Below are 21328 nucleotides of genomic sequence, written 5' to 3'. Positions count from 1 at the left end.
GGTCCAAATCCCGATCAGATCAGCTTGAGGTCGCTGCGGGCCCGCACGATCTTGCGCAGCGCGATGAGATAGGCGGCCGTACGGTAGTCCAGCACCTGTCCATTGCTTTCCACCTCGCGCACCTCGTGCATCTCGCGAAAGGCCTCGCGCATGGTGTCATCGAGCCCCGAGCGGACCAGATCAATCTCTTCCGCGCCCCGGACGATCGACTCGCGCAGCCAGTCGGGCACACTCTGGTTGGTCATCATGTCGATCGCCGTGACCACATGCTGTCCCTGGGCCTGATCGTAACGACGCTCCATGCGCCCAAAACGGATGTGCGAAAGGTTTCGCACCCACTCGAAATACGAAACGATCACCCCGCCGGCATTGACATAGACATCCGGCAGGATGGTCACGCCGCGCTCCTGGAGGATCTGATCGGCCTCAAAGGTACACGGACCATTGGCGGCCTCGGCGATCACCCGTGCCTGGATGCGTTCGGCATTATGACGGTGAATCGCGCCCTCAAGGGCGGCCGGGATCAGGATGTCGCACTCCTTCTCGAGAATTCGATCGCCATTGCGCTCGAACTCGACCCCGGGAAAGCCTTCCATCGTTCCGGTCCGGCGCACATAGTCGTGAAGCGCTTCGACGTCCAGACCATCCTTGCAGTAGACGCCGCCGTCACTCTTGATGATCCCGACGATACGGGCATGGTCGTCCTGCTGAAGGAAATGGGCGGCGTAGTAGCCGACATTACCGAAGCCCTGGATGATGATGCGCTGATCGCCCAAACCACCTTCCAGCCCGGCATCCCGTGCCGCGTTGCTCTCGCGGAAAAAGGCCTGGAGGGCGTACTGCACGCCACGGCCCGTCGCTTCCAGGCGCCCGCGCATACCGCCCATCTCGACGGGTTTTCCGGTCACGGCCGCAATATGATTGATGTCCTCCGGGTGGCGCTCGCGGTAGGTTTCCATGATCCAGGCCATCTCGCGCTGCGACGTGCCAACATCGGGGGCTGGAACGTTCTGTGCGGGGCTGATGTAGTCACGCTGGATCAATTCGTGGGCAAAGCGGCGGGTGATCCGCTCCATCTCCCACTCGTCGTACCGACGCGGGTCGATTCTCAAGCCCCCTTTGGAACCCCCGAACGGGATGTCCACAATCGCGCACTTGTAGGTCATCAGGGCGGCCAGGGCCTCGGCATGCTCCTGATCCATGCTGGGGGAGAATCGCAGCCCGCCCTTGACCGGAAGGCGATGGGAGGAGTGCACGGCACGCCAGCCGGTAAAGACCTCGAGGCGATCGGGGAAGCGGATCGGAAAACTGACCTGGACCACCGAATCGCACTGCTTGATCGCATCGCATGCGCCCTGGGGGAGTTCCAGATAGCGCATGGCCCGGTCGACCATGTGTGAGACACTATCAAGAAAGGTTTCCGGCTTCGCATCTTCCGACATGTTCGATTTCCCTGCTCCATTGATGTTGCGCACACGCTGTGAGCGCGTGACGACGGGGTCGCGATGAACGCCCCGCGACCTGCACCCGATCCTCGCTTCTCGGTGGCACCGATGATGGACTGGACGGACACCTGGTGTCGCCAGTTTCACCGTCTGTTGACGACCCGTGCGCTGTTGTACACCGAGATGGTACACGCCAACGCAGTGCTGCACGGTGACCGCACCCGTCTGCTGGGCTTTTCGCCGCAGGAACACCCGCTCGCGCTGCAACTGGGCGGATCGGATCCTTCGACCCTGGCCTACGCGGCTCGGATCGCCGAGGATCAGGGCTTTGACGAGATCAACCTCAACGTCGGCTGTCCCTCCGATCGGGTGCAGTCGGGGAGCTTCGGGGCCTGCCTGATGGCACGGCCGGAGCTCGTGGCGGAATGTGTCCAGGCCATGCAGCGGGTCGTATCGGTGCCGATTACGGTCAAGCACCGTATCGGGATCGACGACCAGGACTCCGAGGCCGATCTGCAGGGGTTTGTCCGGCAGGTGGCGGACGCGGGTGCGCGACACTTTATCGTGCATGCCCGCAAGGCCTGGCTGCAGGGCCTGAGCCCCAAGGACAACCGCGACGTGCCCCCGCTGGACTACGAGCGCGTCTATCGCCTGAAGGCCGAATTCCCGGATCTGACCATCGTGTTGAATGGAGGCTTGAACGATCTACGCGGTGCGCACGCCCATCTGGAGCATCTGGATGGCGTAATGTTGGGCCGCACCGCTTATCACCAGCCGTGGGTACTGACGGAGGTCGACCGGCTGTATTTTTCCGACCCTGAAGCCCCTGTGACCCGGGAGGCGGTCATGCAGGGTCTCCTGACCCTTGCCGAGCGCATGCGATCTGACGGCACCCCCCTGGCCCGACTGACCCGGCATATTCTGGGCCTGTTCCATGGCGAGCCGGGTGCGCGTCAGTGGCGCCGCATCCTCACCGAAGGCGCCCACCGGCCGGATGCCGGACCGGAACTGATCGAGCGGGCGGCCGAGCCCTGTCGGCGCACCGCTGCCTGAGCAGGTCCCGCCCCAGCTATCGATCCGCGGGCTCCAGCCAGCCTTCTTCCAGGCCGTCACGGCACATCTCCCGGACCGCCGGCCATTGCGCATCCCATTGCCGCGGGTCGAGGGTCTCCGCCGTGCACAGCCGCTCCAGATCCTCTGGCGACAGATTGCAGGCGGGGTAACTGTGTCCGGCAACGCAGAGGACCGGTCCTGCGGGCGCCTCCAGCCAGTGGCGGCGAATCCCCGGGTGAATGCGGCATACCCCGCTGGCGAAACCGGGATCATCAGGGTGCAGCTCGACGTTCCCTGCGGGACGGCTCAGGAAGCGCCCCAGGAAGGCATCCAGCTCCGTGTCATCGGCGGCGAGCATCTCGCGCAGAATGACACGCAGTTGAGTGCGGTCGTGCGACGGCAGTTCACTGGCGTAGGCAGGCGCCGGGCGCTGAGGATCGCTGTATCGGGCCTTCTCGCCGACCCGGTTGGCGCGCTCCTCCAGGAACCCGGTCAGCAGATCGAGGTGGGTCGGGGCACGAAAGCCGACCGACCAGGTCATGCACTGGTCATCCAGTGACAGGCCGTAGTGGGGCAGGTTGGGCGGCAGGTAGAGCAGGTCACCAGGCTCAAGATCCCAGCTCTCGCTTGGCTCGAAATCGCGCAGGATCGCCAGCGGCAGATCGTCGTGGCATTCCAGAGCCCCCGGTGGTGACTGGATCTGCCAGCGCCGGCGTCCGTCCGCCTGGAACAGAAAGACATCGTAGGCATCGACATGGGGCCCGACCGAGCCCCCGGGTGCCGCGTAGGAAATCATCAGATCGTCGCGGCGCCAGCGGGGGACAAAGTCGAACCGGGCCAGGAAGTCCCACCCCTCGGGCCAGAAGCGCTCGACGTCGCTAACCAGGAGAGTCCAGGCGCGATCGGGCAGAGACACGAAGCGATCTTCATCGAACGGGCCGTACTCGACTGCCCAGTCCGCGTGGTCGGTGTCGCCGAGTACGAGCCGGGCGCTCGCATCCGGATCGCAGGCGAGGCCGGCCAGGTCGTCGGGCTCGATGGGGTTGGCGAAGCCCGATACCGCGCCGCGTACCAGCAGCGGCTTTTGTTGCCAGTAGTCCCGGAGGAACTCCGCCGGTGAGAGCCCGCCCAGCAACTCCAGGCCCTGGTTCGGGTCGGGGGCGGGCACGCTTTATTCGTCGCGCGCCAGCTGGCTGGCGATCCCCGTGTAGCGGTCCGGGGTCAACTCGCGCAGGCGCTGTTTCGCCTCGTCCGGGATCTCCAGGCCATCGATGAACTCGGCCAGCGCCTGCGGCGTGATGCGCTGGCCGCGGGTCAGGGCCTTCAGCTTCTCGTACGGAGAATCGATCCCGTAGCGGCGCATTACGGTCTGCACCGCCTCGCCCAATACCTCCCAGTTCTGGTCGAGATCCTCGTCCAGCCGGCCGGGTTCGATCTCCAGCTTGCCCAGACCGCGCTGGAAGGCCTTGTAGGCGATCAGCGACCAGGCGAAGCCCATCCCAATGTTGCGCAGCACGGTCGAGTCCGTCAGGTCACGCTGAAAGCGCGAAATCGGGAGCTTGCTCGCCAGATGGTCGAACACGGCATTGGCGAGCCCGAGGTTGCCCTCGGCATTCTCGAAATCGATCGGATTGACCTTGTGCGGCATGGTCGAGGACCCCACCTCGCCGGCCACGACCTTCTGCTTGAAATAGCCCAGCGAGATATAGCCCCAGATGTCGCGCGAGGCATCCAGCAGGATCGTATTCAGACGCATGAAGGCGTGAAACAGCTCGGCCAGGAAGTCGTGCGGCTCGATCTGCGTGGTGTGGGTATTGGGGACCAGCCCGAGGCTCTCCACCATGCGCCGCGAGAGCGACGGCCAGTCCACCTCCGGGTAAGCCGCGTAGTGGGCATTGAAGTTGCCCACTGCACCGTTGATCTTGCCCAGGCACTCGTTCGCAGCGATCGTGGCGCGCTGCCGATCCAGACGATGGACCACGTTGGCCAGCTCCTTGCCCATGGTCGTAGGCGAGGCTGGTTGTCCGTGGGTGCGGGCCAGCAGGGGCTGATCGGCGAAGCGCTGTGCCAGCTCGCGCAGCGGCTCCAGCACGGCATCAACCGCCGGCAGCAACACATGATTGCGCGCCTCCCGGACCATCACTCCATAGGCGAGGTTGTTGATGTCCTCGGAGGTGCAGGCGAAGTGCACAAATTCGATCTGGCTTTGCAGATCGGACCGGCCGCGCATCTGCTCCTTGATGTAGTACTCGATGGCCTTGACGTCGTGATTGGTCTTGGCCTCTATCTCCTTCACCCGGGCGCCGGCGACCTCGTCGAAGTCCATGGCGATCTCGTCCAGGAAGGCGTCCGCTTCGGCGGTCAACGGCGGGACCTCGGGGATGGCAGGCTCGGCGGCCAGCGCCTTGAGCCAGGCAATCTCCACCCGCACCCGGGCCTGCATCAGGCCCTGCTCGGAAAAATAGGGGGCCAGGTCGCGGGTGTGCCGGGCGTAGCGGCCATCGACGGGACTGATCGCGGACAGGGGGCTCAGGGACATGGTGCACTCGAGTCGGAATGGATGGGTCCGTCAGGGAGCGTGGGTCATGTGTCCTGCGGACGGTCGATTGACGCGGCGCAGTATAATACAAAGCTACGCCCGATCATTTGGAGGAGTGCATGTCGAAGTCCCCGACCCGCCAGGAGCAGGATAGCCTCGGACCGGTGGAAGTCCCCAGGGATGCCCTCTGGGGTGCCCAGACCCAGCGCGCCATCGACAACTTCCAGATCGCCGGTCGACCCATGCCTCATGCATTCATTCGGGCGCTCGCGCTGACCAAGGCGGCCTGTGCGGAGGCCAACCAGGAGCTGGGGCAGCTCCCGGACGCCGTGGCGAACGCGATTGTGGCAGCGGCCGAGGCGATCGCTGGGGGCGAGCATGCGGATGCCTTCCCGGTCGACGTCTATCAGACGGGCTCGGGTACCAGTACCAACATGAACATGAACGAGGTGCTCGCGCACATTGCATCGGGTAGTGGGGAACCGGTCCATCCGAACGATCATGTCAATCGCTCGCAGAGCTCCAACGACGTGATCCCGACCGCCTTGCATGTCTCGACGGCGCTGGAACTGGAACAGGAACTGGTGCCTGCGCTGCGCCACCTGATTGCGACAATCGCTCGGCGCGAGCGCGAGGTGGGGGCACTGGTCAAGACCGGGCGCACACACCTGATGGATGCAATGCCCGTGACCCTGGGGCAAGAACTCTCTGGCTGGCGCCGCCAACTGGAGCTGGACGTGAATCGCCTGGAACATACCCGCGTGCGAATTCAGCGTCTGGCCATCGGCGCTACTGCGGTGGGCACCGGTATCAATGCACCCCCGGGATTCGGCGAGCGTGTGGCGGGCCGTCTGGCCGAGCGAACCGGATTGTCGTTTGTGCATGAGGGCAATGGCTTTGCGGCACTGGCCAGTCAGGACAGCGCGGTGGAGCTCTCGGGCCAATTGCGGACCGTTGCCGTGGGGCTTATCAAGATCGCGAACGACCTGCGCTGGATGAATTCCGGCCCGCTGGCGGGGTTGGGCGAAATCGCCCTGCCGGCCCTGCAACCCGGCAGCTCGATCATGCCGGGCAAGGTGAATCCGGTGATCCCGGAGGCGGTCATCATGGCCTCCCAGCAGGTGCTCGGTCTTGACGCGGCAATTGCCGCCGCGGGCGCCGGGGGCAATTTTCAGCTGAACGTGGGACTCCCGCTGATTGCCGACAACCTCCTGACCCAGTGCGGCCTGCTGGCCCGGGCCTCGACACACCTGGCGGATAGGGCGATCGCGGGCTTTACCGTGAACGAGGACAACCTGCGCGCCGCGTTGGATCGCAATCCGATCCTGGTGACCGCCCTGAATGCCGAGATTGGCTACGAGGCCGGTGCCCGTATTGCCAAGGAGGCCTACGCTTCGGGACGGCCGATCCTGGATGTGGCGGAGGAGCACACGGATATCCCGCGCGAGCGCCTGAAAGTGCTACTGGATCCGGCGAGACTTACTCGCCCGGAGAACAGAAGCGGCTGAGGCCTATCCGGTCCGGGGTAGGCGGGCGCGGTCCTGCAACAGGGCGCGGAAGTCGTTAAAGGCCATGGGACGCGCAAAGAAATAGCCCTGCGCCTCGTTGCAACCGAACTCACGCAGGATCTCGGCCTGGCGTTTGGTTTCAACGCCCTCTGCGATGATGTTCAGTCCCAGGGTCTGGGCCATCTTCACAATAGCCTTGACAATCTTCGCGTCGCTTTCGCTGCGCTCTAGGTCCTGGACAAAGGACCGGTCAATCTTGAGCGTATCCGCCGGCAGTTTCTTGAGCTGAATGAGCGACGCATGGCCCGTCCCGAAGTCGTCCACCGCCAGCCGCATGCCAATCTCGCGCAAGCGCTCGAACATCCGGGCCGCTCCTTTGGGATCATCCATGATGGTGGTTTCGGTCAACTCCAGCTCGATGCACTCGGGGGCCACACGGGCAGCCTGGAGAATGGCGTGAAAGTCGCCCGCCAGATCGGGTTGCCGAAGTTGTCGCGCCGAGACATTCACCGCGAGCCGCAAGGCGCAGTCCTCGCCTGGAGAGGGCAGGGTCTTCAGGTCACGGCAGACCCGGCGAAGGACCCATTCGCCGATTTCCTCGATCAGCGTCATGTCTTCCGCGAGCTCGATGAAATGACTGGGGGGCAGGAGGCCGAGCTTGGGATGCTGCCAGCGAATGAGGGCCTCCGCACCCAGGATGTCACCGGTATGCAAGTCAACCTTTGGCTGATAATGCACAACCAGTTGTTCCTGCTCGATCGCGGTACCCAGTTCCTTTTCCAGCTCGAAATGCCGGAAAGTACGAGAGTTCAGGTCCTGTGTGTAAAAGCGAAAGCCGTTGCGACCACGCTGCTTCGCTTCGTACATGGCGGCATCGGCGTTACTCAACAAGAGATCGGCGTTGTCCCCGTCGTAGGGGAATACGGCAATCCCGCAGGAAGCGCTGGTCACGACGGGGCGGTCGAAGACCGTGCGTTCCACCGCGGTGGTGCGTACAACGTCTGTGACCAGCCGGACACAGCCTTCCAGGCCCTGCAAATCCTCGACCAGGATCCCGAATTCGTCGCCCCCGAGCCGCGAAAGGGTTGTGCGCAGGGGACGACCCGACCGATCACGGCCACGTTCGAGAAGCCTGCCCAGATCCTGTGCAACCTTGCGGATCAGTTCGTCTCCCGCGCGATGCCCCAGGGAATCGTTCAGGCGTTTGAAGTTGTCCAGGTCCAGCAGAATCAAAGCAATGTGGTGATCCGTACCCTTGTGCCGCTCAATGGCCTGAGAGAGGCGGTCGCTGAACAACATCCGGTTGGGAAGGTTGGTCAGGGAGTCGTGCGACTGGTGATGCAGAAGCTCGCGCGACTGGTGTTCGGTAATTCGCTGCAGGGCTTTCTGGCGCCGTTCCATCATTTGGAACAGATCCGCGCTCTCTAGGGCATAGGCGGTGTTGAACAGCACCATGGTCAGGGTCGAGAGGGTCATCTCGTGGCGCTGAAGTTCATTCTGGCGAAAGCGTGCGGCGAACATGCCGCGTATTCGGGTTCGAGTCGAAATTACGTGAAGCAACAGGCTTTCGCCCTCGAAGCGCGACGGCAAACAAACGGGATGATTCTGGTGCAGCGCCCAGGAGAAGGTGCCTTCCTGGATCAGATCTTCGACCGCATCCGCGAGATCGTAGGCGTCATCCTGGGGATACTGCTGGTAGGCCAGATCGAACGACGACTCTCCGTCAAGGATGTAGACGGCCATGTCGCGGGCGGGAAGCAGCCGCCGGATGGACTCCAGGCTGCTCTGGATAATCAGCTCCGGGCTGCGGTTGCGGTCGGTATCACCAAAGATCGCCGTGGTCGAGGCGAGCACGTCCATCGCGTAGGCATTGGCCTCCAGCGCTTCTTCGAGGAAACGGATACGCTCGTGCAGCGCATTGACCTCTTCGGGCGTTTTGTAGGAAGGGCTCATGCCGGGTCGTCCTGTACCTGCTTCCGTGCGCTCATCGGTCCCTCGTCAGTCCAGCAGAATCGCCTGCATCTGTCCTAGCTGCTTTCGGGCATCACCGATTACGGCCTCATAGGTCTCCATCTCGAGACCGACCCGCTCGAAGGTCTCCGCTTCCACGGGAGGCACGAAGCGTTCACCTGACGACCCCAGTCGCAGGGCATTTGCGATGCTGTCGGCCACATGGACGATCGCGGTTTCGACAGGGAAGGCCTTTGCCTCAGTCGGTGCATGGTGGTATCGCGTGGCTTCCACCTGTGCCGGCGACATGCTCCAGCTTTCCAGCAGTTCCGCGCCGATGTCAGCGTGATCGAAGCCGAGAAACTCTGTCTCCGCTTCAAACAGCAGCATGCGTTCCCGCTCGCGGATGTTGATCAATTCCTCGGTGCGACTGGCCAGGTGAAGAAACATCAACAGGCGCCCAAGGTCATGCATGATTCCGTACAGGTAGAGCCGTTCGATATTAGCTTCGCGCCGAAACCGTGCAATCGAGCGGCTCAGTACCCCGACGGCGAGGCTGTGGCGCCAGAACGACTCCATGTCCACGCCGATCACCGGTACGCCGCGAAAATGCTCGATCACGACAGTGGACATCACAATCTGGCGCATCTGCTGCAGGCCGATGATCGAGACCGCCCGGTGGAGGGTGTCGATCGGCTCCGGAAAGCCATACAGAGAGGAATTCGCCACCTTCAGCGTCTTGGCGGCAATCGTTGGGTCCAGCTCCACGGCTTCGGTGATCGCCGCGACATTGGCCGTTGGATCGCTCAGGCGCGTAAAGATTGTGTTGTAGCTACCGGAGAAGCTGCACAGGGAACCGTCTTCGGCGAGGAATTCGTCGACGGTCATGCCTGCTCGCTCCGTCGTTTCGGCGAGTAGCGACACAGATCATCAAGGAGAGCGCGCCGCGCCAGACGGTAGATACCGGCCATGGGGTGGTCTTCTACCGAACAGTGCTGGAACCGCTCGGCGAGAATCTCGTCGGCACGGGCCTCCATCTCGGGCGAGGGCTCGACTGCGGGGATCTCGACAGCCTCCTGAGGGGCCGATAAGGATGCGTTGTCGGCACCCTCGTCGAGCACCTCGACGGCCTTGATACCCCAGGACAGCAAGACGCGAATCTGCTTTTCCTGGAGGACCATGCCGGCGGGGATCAGAAGACGCCCGGAACGGTCATGGACCGCTGTGGCCAGGGTATGGCCGGACCTCACGTCCTCTATGGGTACCCGCCGCATCATGCTGTGACCTTAGTCTCATTGTGCTAGTTGGCGCAACACATACGGCAGGATGCCCCCGTGGCGGTAGTAGTCGATTTCCTGCGGGGTATCCAGGCGCACACGGACGTTGAAGGTCGTGCGTTCTCCATCATCGGCCACGGCGGTGACGGTGGCCTCGCGGGCCTCGCCGTTGTTCACACCGGTGATCGAGAACGTCTCGCGACCCGTCAGCCCCAGGCTGGCCGCATTGTCGCCCGGCAGGAACTGTAGCGGCAGGACACCCATGCCCACCAAGTTGGAACGGTGGATGCGCTCGAAGCTCTCGACAATCACGGCCTTCACCCCGAGCAGTAGCGTGCCCTTGGCCGCCCAGTCACGCGAGGAGCCGGTGCCATACTCCTGCCCGGCGATCACGATCAGGGGCGTGTCTTCTTCCTTGTACTGCATGGCTGCGTCATAGATGGACATCTGTTCGCTATCCGGCAGGTGGACCGTGACGCCGCCCTGGGTGCCGGGGGCCAGCAGGTTGCGCAGGCGCACGTTGGCGAAGGTCCCGCGCATCATCACTTCGTGGTTGCCCCGCCGCGAGCCATAGGAGTTGAAGTCGGCGGGCTTCACACCCTGTTCCTCCAGGTAACGTCCGGCCGGGCTGTCCTTGGCAATGGAGCCGGCAGGGGAGATGTGGTCGGTGGTCACCGAGTCGCCCAGCAGCGCCAGTACCCGGGCGCCATCGATATCGGTTACCGCCTTGGGCGTCATGCCCATGCCTTCGAAGTAGGGCGGGTTGCGCACGTAGGTGGAGTCGTCCTGCCACTCGAAGCGGTCCCCGGTGGGGGCCTCAAGATTGCGCCAGCGATCCTCCCCGGTGTACAGGTCGCCGTAGGCGGTCGTGAAGCTCTGGGCATCGACATTCGCCTGCACGGCCTCGTTAACCTCGTCAGTCGTCGGCCAGACATCTTTCAGGAACACGGGATTCCCCTGTGTGTCCTCGCCAATCGGGTCGTTGTACAGATCCAGCGTGCTGCGCCCGGCCAGCGCATACGCGACCACCAGCGGCGGCGAGGCAAGAAAGTTCATCTGCACCTCCGAATGGATTCGCCCCTCGAAGTTGCGGTTACCGGAGAGCACCGAGCTGACGATCAGGTCATCCTTGATGATGGCCTCGCTGATCGGCTCGGGCAGGGGCCCGGAGTTGCCGATACAGGTGGTGCAGCCATAACCGACCACGTGGAAGCCGAGCGCCTCGAGGTCCTCAAGCAGTCCGGACTTTTGCAGATAGTCGGTTACCACCCTCGAACCGGGAGCCAGCGAAGTCTTGACCCAGGGCTTGACCTGGAGGCCGCGTTCGCGCGCCTTCCGGGCGACCAGGCCGGCGCCCAGCATGACCGACGGGTTCGAGGTGTTGGTGCAGGAGGTGATAGCCGCGATCACGATATCGCCGTGGTCCAGAGTGAACGCCTCACCATTCATCTCGATAGCCGTGTGACGTGGCTCTTCCGCCTGATGCTCAACGCCGACTGCGGTATGCCCGCCTTCAGCAGCGAAGCGCTCGGCCTCCTCCGGTTCGTCCGCGCCGCTGACGCGTTCCTTGAGCATCGTATCCAGGTGACGGCTGATCTCGGCTCCGGCCATGCTCAGTGCAATGCGATCCTGCGGGCGCTTGGGCCCGGCCAGGCTCGGCTCCACGGTGGAAAGGTCGAGTTCCAGCATGTCGGTGTAGCGGGCCACCGGGGCATTGTCGTCGCGCCACAAGCCCTGGGCCCTGGCGTAGGCCTCGATGAACTCGATATGGCCCGCCTCGCGGCCGGTCAGGCGAAGGTACTCGAGGGTCTCGTCGTCGATCGGGAAGATGCCGCAGGTCGCGCCGTATTCCGGTGCCATGTTGGCGATGGTGGCGCGGTCCGCCAGCGGCAGATCGGCCAGGCCGTCGCCGAAAAACTCGACGAACTTCCCGACCACACCCTTCTTGCGCAGCATCTCGACGATCACCAGCACGAGGTCGGTCGCCGTGGCCCCCTCGGCCAGTCGGCCGGTCAGGCGGAAGCCCACCACCTGCGGGATCAGCATGGAGATCGGCTGGCCGAGCATCGCGGCCTCGGCCTCGATGCCACCGACCCCCCAGCCCAGCACGCCCAAGCCGTTGATCATGGTGGTGTGAGAGTCGGTGCCAACCAGGGTGTCGGGGTAGGCGAGGCAGGAACCGTCTTCGCGGTCCTCGACGAACACGGTGCGCGCCAGGTGTTCAAGGTTGACCTGGTGCACGATGCCGGTATCCGGCGGGACGACCTTGAAGGTATCGAACGCCTGCTGGCCCCACTTCAGGAAGCTGTAGCGCTCGCGGTTGCGCGAGTATTCCAGCTCTGCGTTCAGGTTCATCGCATTCGCATTGCCGTACTCGTCGACCTGGACCGAGTGGTCGATCACCAGTTCGGCTGGCTGCAAAGGCGTGATTTTCCTGGGATCGCCGCCGAGCGCCTCCATTGCGTCGCGCATCGCCGCCAGATCGACGACCGCGGGCACGCCGGTAAAGTCCTGCAGCAGTACGCGGGCGGGCCGGAAAGCGATCTCCTGGGAAGGCTCGGCCTTCGGATCCCAGTCCAGCAGGGCCTCGATGTCGGCGCGCTTGACCGTGCGCTCGTCCTCGAAGCGCATCAGGTTCTCAAGCAGTATCTTCAGCGCGTAGGGCAGGTCCCGGGCGCGCGGGTCATCGGTGATCGGCACGTAACGGCACTCGCGGCCGCCGGCAGAGAGGTTTTCGGTCTTTTTCGGTTCTGCGTGGCTCATGATGCGCTATCCGCTGTCAGGTGTTCAGTCGTTGAAGGATGTGGTCCGCTTCGCGAATCAGTCGCTTGCGGCCCAGAAGGAGTTTCCAGCGAGACCCGCCCGCCTGGCGCCAGAGCACGGCGGCACGGATGCCGGCCAGCAGCAGGGCGCGCACGCGCGCGGCGATCTCGGGATTGGAAAGATGATTCTGTTCGCCCTGGACGACGATACGGGGGCCCAGTTCCGAGATGGTCTCCTTGTAGATCTCGGCCAGGCGGGCGATCACGCTCTCGTGCGTGATGGTGAAATAATCCACCTGCCGCTGGGCACCCTGCAGCCCGTCGCCCAGCTTTTGCAGCATGTCCGGACGTTTTTGCAGCTTGCGTTCCAGAAAGATCAGGCCGACCGCGTAACGGGTGATTTCCATATCCGGTGGCTTGCCGCCATTTTGCAGCTGGCTCTGCACGCGCTCCAGACCCGGGCGCAGGCTGCTCGCCCCGCGGTAAACATCCTCGGGCGTCTCCGCCTCGAACGTGAACAGGCTGTTGATCAGGATCTCGAATTCGTATTCGTCGCAGCTGCCGCGCCAGGCCAGGTCCTTGACCAGGCTGGCGCATTGGAAAAGGGCGGCCAGCGCCAACGTGCGGTTATGGTCGTTACGGTCCAAGCCGGAGGGCTCCCGGAACAGGCGTGAGTGGGTGGATGCGTGAAACGCGCCTACTATACCGGAACCGGGGCTTCTGGCTCATCGGCCAGTGTGCGGCGGCTGGCAATCACGGCCCCGCCCAAACAGACGTCGCCGTCATAAAAAACGACCGACTGGCCGGGTGTGGCTGCACGCTGAGGGGCCTCGAAGCGAACGCGTACCCGGCCTCCATCGACGGATTCCAGCCGGCACGGTTGCAAGGGCTGGCGATGACGCAGACGCGCCATGAGTGACTGTCCCGGCTCGGGCGGGCGGTGAATCCAGTGCGCGGTTTCCGTCTCGATCGCGGGGCTCATCAGCAGCGGATGCTGCGGATCCTGCGCGACGACAAGCCGATTGCTCGCCAGATCCTTGTCCACCACATACCAGGGGGCCTCGGGAAACCCGTCGATCCCGCCGATCCCGAGTCCCTGGCGCTGGCCCAGGGTGTAGAACATCAGGCCCTGGTGGTGCCCCACGACCTGACCTTCGGGTGTGCACATCTCCCCCTCCGGCGCCCGCAGATATTGCGCCAGGAAATCGCGGAAGCGGCGCTCTCCGATGAAGCAGATGCCGGTGGAGTCCTTGCGGGCGTGGTTGGGCAGGCCCAGTTCGCGGGCACGCGCACGCACCTGGTCCTTGGGGATGCCCCCCAGCGGGAACAGCGCGGGGCGCAGCTGCTCCTGCGTCAGGGTGTGCAGGAAATAGGTCTGATCCTTGTTGGCATCCGCCGCCATGCACAGCTCGCTGTGGCCGGGGAGGTGGCGCACACGGGCGTAATGGCCGGTGGCAATCCATTGCGCGCCCAGCTGGCGGGCGTGATCGAGGAACGAGCGGAACTTGATCTCGCGGTTGCACAGGATGTCCGGATTCGGCGTCCGACCAGCCTCGTATTCGTGCAGGAAGTGGCGAAACACCCGCTGGCGATAGTCCTCGGCAAAGTTCGCTTTGTGCAGCGGAATCTCGAGACAGTCCGCGACCTCGCGGGCCATCTCGTAGTCGGCCTCGGCAGCACAGTATTCCGCGTCGTCGTCATCCTCCCAGTTCTTCATGAACAGACCTTCCACGCGATAGCCGGCCTCCAGCAGGCGGCTGGCCGCCACGGCCGAGTCCACCCCGCCCGACAGGCCCACGATGACCCGCTCGGCACCGCTCACGGCCCCTCCGCATGAACCAGTGAGCCGGCCGCCGCGAGCGGCAGGCGCATGCCATCCTGATAGCGGCGAATGGTGCGCAGGACCAGCGGGCTGCGCAGGGGCCAGCCGCGACGCGCCTCGTCCGGCGTCAGCCAGTGGAGCGCATGGATGGCAGGATCTCGGCTCGGGGATTGAGCCGGCTCGCTGGCCGTGCCGCAGAACGCGACACGCAGCGTCACCGCGCCATTGGCAAGCGCGAGCAGGTCGCAGCCAAGCAGGGCCTCCGGCTGGAAGTCCAGACAGGTCTCCTCGCGGACCTCGCGGATCACCGCTTCGACCAGGTCTTCCTCGGCGTCGAGATGGCCGGCCGGCTGGTTCAGCACATGGCGTCCGTCATCGGTTTCCTCGACAAACAGGAAGCGCCCGTCTCGCTCGATGACGGCGGCGACGGTGATATGGCAGGGCAGGCGTTCGGACATGCCGCGAATGATAACGCAGCGGCCCGTCGGGCAGGTGTTCTCGAGACCAGGCTCCCCTCGGCGGGGGCGGATGGGTATGTATAATCACGGAGAGCGATTTCAATTCTTGCGCACAAGGAGTTTGCATGGCCTACCAGCACATTCAGGTCCCGGAAAAGGGCGAACGCATCACCGTCGACGAGCAGGGCAAGTTGGTGGTGCCGGAGCGCCCGGTCATCCCCTATATCGAGGGGGACGGGATCGGTGTGGACATCACGCCGGTGATGCGCCGGGTGACCGATGCGGCGGTGGAGAAGGCCTACGGCGGCCAGAAGGCGATCGAATGGATGGAGGTCTATGCGGGCGAGAAGGCCACGCAGGTCTATGACGATAACTCCGGGCTGCCGGATGAAACCCTGGAGGCGGTCAAGGACTATCGCGTGTCCATCAAGGGTCCACTGACAACCCCGGTAGGGGGCGGTTTCCGATCCCTGAATGTCGCGCTGCGCCAGAAGCTGGACCTGTTCGTCTGCCTGCGCCCGGTGCGCTACTACGACGGCACGCCGAGCCCGCTGAAGGAACCGGAAAAAACCGACATGGTGATCTTCCGCGAGAACTCGGAGGACATCTACGCCGGCATCGAATTCGAATCGGGTACGCCGGAGGTGAAGAAGGTCATCGACTTTCTGCAAAACGAGATGGGCGTGACCCAGATCCGCTTCCCGGATACCGCCGGCATCGGCGTGAAGCCGGTCTCCAGCGAGGGCACGAAGCGCCTGGTGCGCAAGGCCATCGAGTACGCGATCGACAACGACCGCCCCTCGGTGACGCTGGTGCACAAGGGCAACATCATGAAATTCACCGAGGGCTCGTTCAAGGCCTGGGGCTACGAGCTGGCGCGCGAGGAATTTGGTGCGAAGGATCTGGACGGTGGACCGTGGCAGACCTTCAAGAACCCGAAGACTGGCCGCGACATCGTGATCAAGGATGTGATCGCGGATGCCTTCCTGCAGCAGATCCTGTTGCGGCCGGAGGATTACTCGGTGATTGCCACGCTGAACCTGAACGGCGACTACATCTCCGATGCGCTGGCTGCTCAGGTCGGGGGTATCGGGATCGCGCCGGGCGCCAACCTGTCCGATACCACGGCGATGTTCGAGGCGACCCACGGGACCGCCCCGAAGTATGCCGGTCAGGACAAGGTCAATCCGGGCTCGCTGATCCTGTCGGCCGAGATGATGCTGCGCCACCTGGGCTGGTCCGAGGCCGCCGATCTTGTGGTGAAGGGCATGGGCGGCGCGATCAGCGCGGGCGAGGTGACCTATGACTTCGCCCGGTTGATGGACAACGTCGAACCGGTGAGCTGCTCGGCCTTTGGCGAGGCCCTGATCAAGCACATGTAATGACACAGGGTGCGGGCACTTGGCCCGAGCCCGGAACCGAACGACCATGAACATGGCCTAAGGAACCAGGGAGACACTGGATCATTGTTTCCCTGGATGGCCGAACTGGCATGACCAACCGCTGAAAGCGTGAGTTCGACCGATGAGTGAGAAAAAGCCCCAGATCCCCGATCACGACAGCAATACCGCCGTCGAAGAATCGAGGCCGGAGCTCAAGCCACCGCGGCAGTACAAGGTGGTGCTGCTCAACGACGACTTTACGCCCATGGAGTTCGTGGTCGAGGTGCTGGAGACCTTCTTCAGTATGGATCGCGAAAAGGCCACCCAGGTGATGCTGCACGTGCATACACGCGGCAAAGGAGTATGCGGCATCTATACCCGGGATGTGGCCGAGACGAAGGTGGCACAGGTGAACGATTACGCCCGTAGCCACCAGCATCCACTGCTTTGCTCGATGGAGGAGGTCTGACTCCCATGCTCGACAAGGAACTCGAATTCAGCCTGAACATGGTCTTCAAGGAAGCGCGGGAGAAGCGCCACGAGTTCGTGACCGTGGAGCACCTCCTGATGGCGCTGGCGCAGAACCCCAGTGCCGCGACGGTGTTGCGCGCCTGTGGGGGCGATCTCGACCGCATCCGCGATGAGCTCGAGGTGTACATCGACGAGAACACCCCGCGCATCCCGCCGAATGACTCGCGCGAGACGCAGCCGACACTGGGATTCCAGCGGGTCCTGCAAAGAGCGGTGTTCCATGTGCAGTCCAGCGGCCGCAAGGAGGTCTCCGGAGCGAACGTGCTGGTCGCCCTGTTCGGCGAACAGGACAGCCAGGCCCTCTACGTACTCGGGCAGCAGAACATCAGCCGCCTGGACGTCGTGAATTTCATCTCCCACGGCATCTCCAAGGTCGGGGAAGACGAACTGGGGGGGCAGCAGAACCCGAACGAACCACAGCCAGAGCCGGTCGAGGGCGAGCGGGAAGAAAAAACCAACGCCCTGCAGCTGTACGCGACCAATCTCAACGCGAAGGCGAGCAAGGACGAGATCGACCCGCTGATCGGGCGCGACCACGAGATCGAGCGGACCATCCAGATCCTGTGCCGTCGGCGCAAGAACAACCCGTTGCTGGTGGGCGAGGCCGGAGTCGGCAAGACCGCGATCGCCGAAGGCCTGGCGCGGCGCATCGTCGACGAGCAGGTGCCCGAGGCGATCGAGTCCGCAACCGTCTACGCCCTCGACCTGGGTGCGCTGGTCGCGGGCACCAAGTATCGCGGTGACTTCGAGAAGCGTCTGAAGGGTGTGCTGGCGCAACTGAAGAAGGAACCCGGCGCGGTGCTGTTCATCGACGAGATCCACACCATTATCGGTGCGGGTGCCGCCTCCGGCGGCGTGATGGACGCCTCCAACCTGATCAAGCCGATGCTCGCCTCGGGCGAACTCAAGTGCATCGGCTCGACGACCTATCAGGAATATCGCGGCATCTTCGAGAAGGACCGCGCCCTGGCCCGTCGCTTCCAGAAGATCGAAGTCCCGGAGCCGACCGTGGACGAGACCGAGCAGATCCTGCGCGGGCTGAAGTCTCGCTTCGAGGCACACCACAATGTTCGCTTCACGCGTCCGGCGCTGCGCGCCGCGGCGGAACTGGCGGATCGCTACATCACCGACCGGTTCCTGCCGGACAAGGCGATCGACCTGATCGACGAAGCCGGCGCCAGCCGGCAGCTACTGCCGATGAGTCAGCGCAAGAAGACCATTGGCGTGCAGGATATCGAGACGATCGTGGCCAAGATCGCGCGCATCCCGCCGAAATCGGTCTCCAGCTCCGACAAGGAGACGCTGCGCAACCTCGAACGCAACCTGAAGATGACCGTCTTCGGCCAGGACGAGGCGATCGGGACGCTCGCGACCTCGATCAAGATGGCGCGTTCCGGTTTGGGCGACATGGACAAACCGATCGGGTCGTTCCTGTTCGCAGGGCCGACCGGGGTCGGGAAGACCGAGGTCACGCGTCAGCTTGCCCAGCAGCTGGGGATTCACCTCGCGCGCTTCGACATGTCGGAATACATGGAGCGCCATACGGTTTCGCGCCTGATCGGAGCGCCGCCCGGCTATGTCGGCTACGACGAAGGCGGGCTGCTGACCGACGCGATCCTCAAGCATCCGCATTCGGTGCTGCTGCTGGACGAGATCGAGAAGGCTCATCCGGATGTGTTCAATGTGCTGCTGCAGGTGATGGACCACGGCACGCTGACGGACGCCAATGGCCGCGAGGTGGACTTCCGCAACGTGATCCTGGTGATGACCACGAATGCCGGTGCGGAGCAGGCCAGCCGCCCGTCCGTGGGCTTTACCCAGCAGGATCACTCCAGCGATTCCATAGAGGCGATCAAGCGGACCTTCACGCCGGAGTTCCGTAACCGTCTGGATGCCACCATCCAGTTCGGTCCGCTGGACGAGGCGACCATCCTGAACGTCGTGGACAAGTTCCTGACGCAGCTGCAGGCCCAGTTGGACGAGAAGAAGGTGCACCTGACGGTGGAACCGGATGCCCGGGCCTGGCTGGCCGAGCATGGCTACGACGTCAAGATGGGCGCGCGCCCGATGGCACGCACGCTACAGGAGCACATCAAGAAGCCGCTGGCCGACGAGTTGCTGTTCGGGCGTCTGGCGCAGGGTGGCGAGGTCGTGGTCCGGGTGAGCGAGTCCGGGCTTGAGCTCGATATTCGCGAGCCGGCGGTCTCCTGAGACGAAACCCAGCCTTCAGAAACCACGAAGCCCCGGTCCAGCCGGGGCTTCGTCATTCGGGGGTGGGCCCCTTGGATTATTGCGCTCGGATCTTGCGAGCGGGCATGCAGCCCTGTCGCGGAACTACTTGTTGCGGTAGACGATACGGCCCTTGCTCAGGTCGTAGGGGGTCATCTGCACGATCACCTTGTCGCCACGCAGGATGCGGATGTAGTGCTTGCGCATCTTGCCGGAGATATGGGCGGTGATGGTGTGCCCGTTTTCGAGCTCTACACGGAACGTCGTATTCGGCAGGGTCTCCACCACCGTTCCTTCCAGCTCGATTTCGTCTTCCTTCGCCATGCAGTTCCTCGCGTATTGAATTCGGTGGCGACATTATCCGGATGCCACGCGCGAACACAAGTCAACACGGGGTTTCCGGCGCAATAGGGACCCTTGCGGATCGCCAAGCGAGTGAAGTTTTCGACGAACGAGGGGCCGTTTGCCGCCATTGTCCCGAGGGCCTACACTACGCCCGCTTTTTCACGCGCGAGACGATTAGCGAATGACCACTACCTGGGCCGCAGTCTTTCCGGGGCAGGGCTCCCAGTCCACCGGCATGCTCACCGATCTGGGCGACGACCATGCGGTCGTACGCGATACCTTTCAGGAAGCCTCGGACTGCCTGGATGCGGACCTGTGGAGCTTGTGCCAGCACGGCCCGGTCGAACAACTGAACCAGACCGAATGGACCCAGCCGGTCATGCTCGCGGCCGGCGTGGCCACCTGGCGACTGCTGACGCAACAGACGGATGCGCGTCCCGTTGCGGTGGCTGGCCACAGCCTCGGCGAGTACAGCGCGCTGGTCGCAGCGGGCGTACTGCGCTTCCCCGATGCAGTGCGGCTGGTAGCCGAACGAGCCCGCGCCATGCAGGCCGCCGTACCCGAGGGCGAGGGCGCGATGGCTGCCATTCTCGGTCTCGATGATGCCGCGGTCGAGCAACTGTGTGCGGCGAACGCGAGTGGCGAGGTCCTTGAGGCCGTCAACCTGAATGCCCCCGGGCAGGTAGTGATCGCGGGTGCGGCCGCAGCGGTCGACCGGGCGGTCGGTGCGGCGAAAGACGCCGGGGCGAAGCGGGCGCTCAAGCTGCCCGTGTCCGTGCCGTCTCATTGCGCGCTGATGCGCCCGGCCGCCGAGCGTCTGCAGTCGGTTCTCGACACGACGACCTTTGCGGCGCCGGAAATCCCCGTTTGGCAAAATGTAACCGCGGCGCCTGCCGAGACAGCGGAGGCGATCAGGGCCAATCTGGCCGCTCAGCTCTACCGGCCGGTACGCTGGGTGGAGACCATCCAGGGGCTTCGCGGCCAGGGTGCTGCGATACAGGTGGAATGCGGACCCGGGCGCGTGCTGACCGGCCTGGCCAAACGGATCGATCGCGGGCTGGAACTGTTCGACGTGGCCGATCGTGACACGCTGAACGCCACCGTGAGCCGACTGAAGGCTGGCTGACCCTCTACACTCGAGTCCGAGCAAGTCCAAATAAAGAAGGCGAAAGATGTCCGATAACAAACGAGTGGCTCTGGTGACCGGGGCCAGCCGCGGTATTGGCGCGGCCATTGCGCGCCGTCTGGCGGAGCAGGGCCTGCAGGTCGTGGGAACCGCTACCAGCGAATCCGGTGCCCAACGCATTACCGAGGCGCTGTCCGAATGGAACGGACGCGGTATCGCCATGGATGTGACCGACACGGATTCGGTCGCGGCTGGGCTCGCCAGCATCCAGGAGCAGGAAGGACCGGTGGAGGTGCTGGTGAACAACGCCGGCATCACCCGCGACAACCTGTTCATGCGGATGAAGGACGAGGAGTGGGATGCCATCATCAACACCAACCTGTCCGCCGCCGCGCGCCTGACGCAGCGCCTGCTGAAGGGCATGATGAAGCTTCGCCGCGGGCGTATCATCCTGGTCGGCTCGGTGGTGGGTTCCACCGGAAACGCCGGCCAGACGAACTATGCGGCCGCCAAGGCCGGACTCGCAGGGTTCGCCCGCTCGCTGGCGCGGGAGGTCGGCAGCCGCAACATCACCGTGAATACCGTGGCCCCGGGTTTCATTGATACCGACATGACCCGCGAACTCGGAGACGAGACCAAGGAACAACTGCTGGGCCAGATCCCGCTGGGGCGCCTGGGCGCGCCGGAGGAAATCGCCGCGGCGGTGGGCTTCCTGGCCTCCGAAGAGGCGGGCTACATAACCGGCGAAACGCTGCATGTGAACGGCGGGATGTTCATGCACTGATCAACCCGTGGGGCCCGAGGTCCCGCGCAAGCCCTAGAGGTTCGCGTGTCCCTGGAACGCGGCCGGGCTTTTCTCTAGAATGGCGAACCTTCAAACGAAGCCGCCTCAATTGGAAGG

The 21328-nt window shown here is 64.0% G+C and carries 18 protein-coding genes; 7 read left to right on the top strand and 11 right to left on the bottom strand.

Features of this window, described 5'->3' with window-relative positions; genetic code table 11:
• Window positions 1–14: 14 nt before the first annotated feature.
• Complete coding sequence (locus C935_RS0104985; protein WP_018861415.1) at window positions 15–1442, bottom strand: Glu/Leu/Phe/Val dehydrogenase; 1428 nt, start codon at window positions 1440–1442, stop codon at window positions 15–17.
• Window positions 1443–1505: 63 nt separating this feature from the next.
• On the opposite strand from C935_RS0104985, the gene dusA reads away from it, so the two are divergent.
• Window positions 1506–2498 carry a tRNA dihydrouridine(20/20a) synthase DusA gene (gene dusA, locus C935_RS0104980; protein ID WP_026278651.1) on the top strand — a complete coding sequence of 331 codons (993 nt, stop codon included), beginning with the start codon at window positions 1506–1508 and terminating at the stop codon, window positions 2496–2498.
• Between the two features lie 16 nt (window positions 2499–2514).
• Here the strand turns inward: dusA and C935_RS0104975 are convergent, their stop codons facing one another.
• Both C935_RS0104975 and purB read right to left on the bottom strand, forming a co-directional pair.
• Window positions 2515–3666, bottom strand: a complete 1152-nt coding sequence (locus C935_RS0104975; RefSeq protein WP_018861413.1) for a cupin domain-containing protein — start codon at window positions 3664–3666, stop codon at window positions 2515–2517.
• 3 nt (window positions 3667–3669) lie between these two features.
• Window positions 3670–5037 carry an adenylosuccinate lyase gene (gene purB / locus C935_RS0104970; RefSeq protein ID WP_018861412.1) on the bottom strand — a complete coding sequence of 456 codons (1368 nt, stop codon included), beginning with the start codon at window positions 5035–5037 and terminating at the stop codon, window positions 3670–3672.
• Between the two features lie 119 nt (window positions 5038–5156).
• Here purB and C935_RS0104965 point away from each other — a divergent pair, with 119 nt between their 5' ends.
• Window positions 5157–6545 carry a lyase family protein gene (locus C935_RS0104965; protein ID WP_018861411.1) on the top strand — a complete coding sequence of 463 codons (1389 nt, stop codon included), beginning with the start codon at window positions 5157–5159 and terminating at the stop codon, window positions 6543–6545.
• A 3-nt stretch (window positions 6546–6548) separates the two neighbouring features.
• On the opposite strand, the gene C935_RS0104960 is transcribed toward C935_RS0104965, so the two are convergent.
• From C935_RS0104960 to C935_RS0104930, 7 genes are read right to left on the bottom strand one after another with little or no spacing between them, the layout of a single operon-like run.
• Window positions 6549–8498: a bifunctional diguanylate cyclase/phosphodiesterase gene (locus C935_RS0104960; protein WP_018861410.1), complete on the bottom strand. Its 1950-nt coding sequence runs from the start codon at window positions 8496–8498 to the stop codon at window positions 6549–6551.
• A gap of 45 nt (window positions 8499–8543) precedes the next feature.
• Window positions 8544–9383: an HDOD domain-containing protein gene (locus tag C935_RS0104955; protein ID WP_018861409.1), complete on the bottom strand. Its 840-nt coding sequence runs from the start codon at window positions 9381–9383 to the stop codon at window positions 8544–8546.
• The gene (locus tag C935_RS0104950; protein WP_018861408.1) at window positions 9380–9772 is read right to left on the bottom strand and encodes a hypothetical protein; all 393 of its coding nucleotides are present in this window, start codon (window positions 9770–9772) and stop codon (window positions 9380–9382) included. The genes C935_RS0104955 and C935_RS0104950 overlap by 4 nt, the downstream gene beginning before the upstream one ends.
• A 15-nt stretch (window positions 9773–9787) precedes the next feature.
• Window positions 9788–12535: an aconitate hydratase AcnA gene (gene acnA, locus C935_RS0104945; protein ID WP_018861407.1), complete on the bottom strand. Its 2748-nt coding sequence runs from the start codon at window positions 12533–12535 to the stop codon at window positions 9788–9790.
• A 16-nt stretch (window positions 12536–12551) separates the two neighbouring features.
• Window positions 12552–13181, bottom strand: a complete 630-nt coding sequence (gene hflD / locus C935_RS0104940; protein WP_018861406.1) for a high frequency lysogenization protein HflD — start codon at window positions 13179–13181, stop codon at window positions 12552–12554.
• A 53-nt stretch (window positions 13182–13234) separates the two neighbouring features.
• The gene (mnmA, locus tag C935_RS0104935; RefSeq protein ID WP_018861405.1) at window positions 13235–14356 is read right to left on the bottom strand and encodes a tRNA 2-thiouridine(34) synthase MnmA; all 1122 of its coding nucleotides are present in this window, start codon (window positions 14354–14356) and stop codon (window positions 13235–13237) included.
• Entirely contained in the window at window positions 14353–14814 is a 462-nt protein-coding gene (locus C935_RS0104930) for an NUDIX hydrolase (protein WP_018861404.1), read from the bottom strand. Before C935_RS0104930 ends, mnmA begins: the two co-directional genes overlap by 4 nt.
• Before the next feature lie 125 nt (window positions 14815–14939).
• Here C935_RS0104930 and icd point away from each other — a divergent pair, with 125 nt between their 5' ends.
• The 3 genes from icd (at window position 14940) to clpA (ending at window position 18938) form a co-directional block, all read left to right on the top strand.
• Window positions 14940–16196, top strand: coding sequence for an NADP-dependent isocitrate dehydrogenase (gene icd / locus C935_RS0104925; protein WP_018861403.1), 1257 nt, complete (start codon window positions 14940–14942; stop codon window positions 16194–16196).
• A gap of 142 nt (window positions 16197–16338) precedes the next feature.
• The gene (gene clpS, locus C935_RS0104920) at window positions 16339–16665 is read left to right on the top strand and encodes an ATP-dependent Clp protease adapter ClpS (RefSeq protein ID WP_018139417.1); all 327 of its coding nucleotides are present in this window, start codon (window positions 16339–16341) and stop codon (window positions 16663–16665) included.
• Window positions 16666–16670: 5 nt separating this feature from the next.
• On the top strand, window positions 16671–18938 hold the full coding sequence (gene clpA / locus C935_RS0104915; protein WP_018861402.1) for an ATP-dependent Clp protease ATP-binding subunit ClpA: 2268 nt from the start codon (window positions 16671–16673) through the stop codon (window positions 18936–18938).
• Window positions 18939–19061: 123 nt separating this feature from the next.
• Here the strand turns inward: clpA and infA are convergent, their stop codons facing one another.
• Window positions 19062–19280, bottom strand: coding sequence for a translation initiation factor IF-1 (infA, locus tag C935_RS0104910; RefSeq protein ID WP_018861401.1), 219 nt, complete (start codon window positions 19278–19280; stop codon window positions 19062–19064).
• A 202-nt stretch (window positions 19281–19482) separates the two neighbouring features.
• Between infA and fabD the strand changes: the two genes are divergently transcribed.
• Window positions 19483–20427 (top strand): ACP S-malonyltransferase, encoded by a 945-nt coding sequence (fabD, locus tag C935_RS0104905; protein WP_018861400.1) that lies wholly within the window; start codon window positions 19483–19485, stop codon window positions 20425–20427.
• A 46-nt stretch (window positions 20428–20473) separates the two neighbouring features.
• Window positions 20474–21211: a 3-oxoacyl-ACP reductase FabG gene (gene fabG / locus C935_RS0104900; protein WP_018868212.1), complete on the top strand. Its 738-nt coding sequence runs from the start codon at window positions 20474–20476 to the stop codon at window positions 21209–21211.
• Window positions 21212–21328 lie beyond the last annotated feature (117 nt).

Source organism: Thioalkalivibrio sp. ALJ3, from assembly GCF_000377205.1.
In the GTDB taxonomy this organism is placed as follows: Bacteria; Pseudomonadota; Gammaproteobacteria; order Ectothiorhodospirales; family Ectothiorhodospiraceae; genus Thioalkalivibrio.
This window is presented reverse-complemented; position numbering and strand designations above follow the sequence as displayed.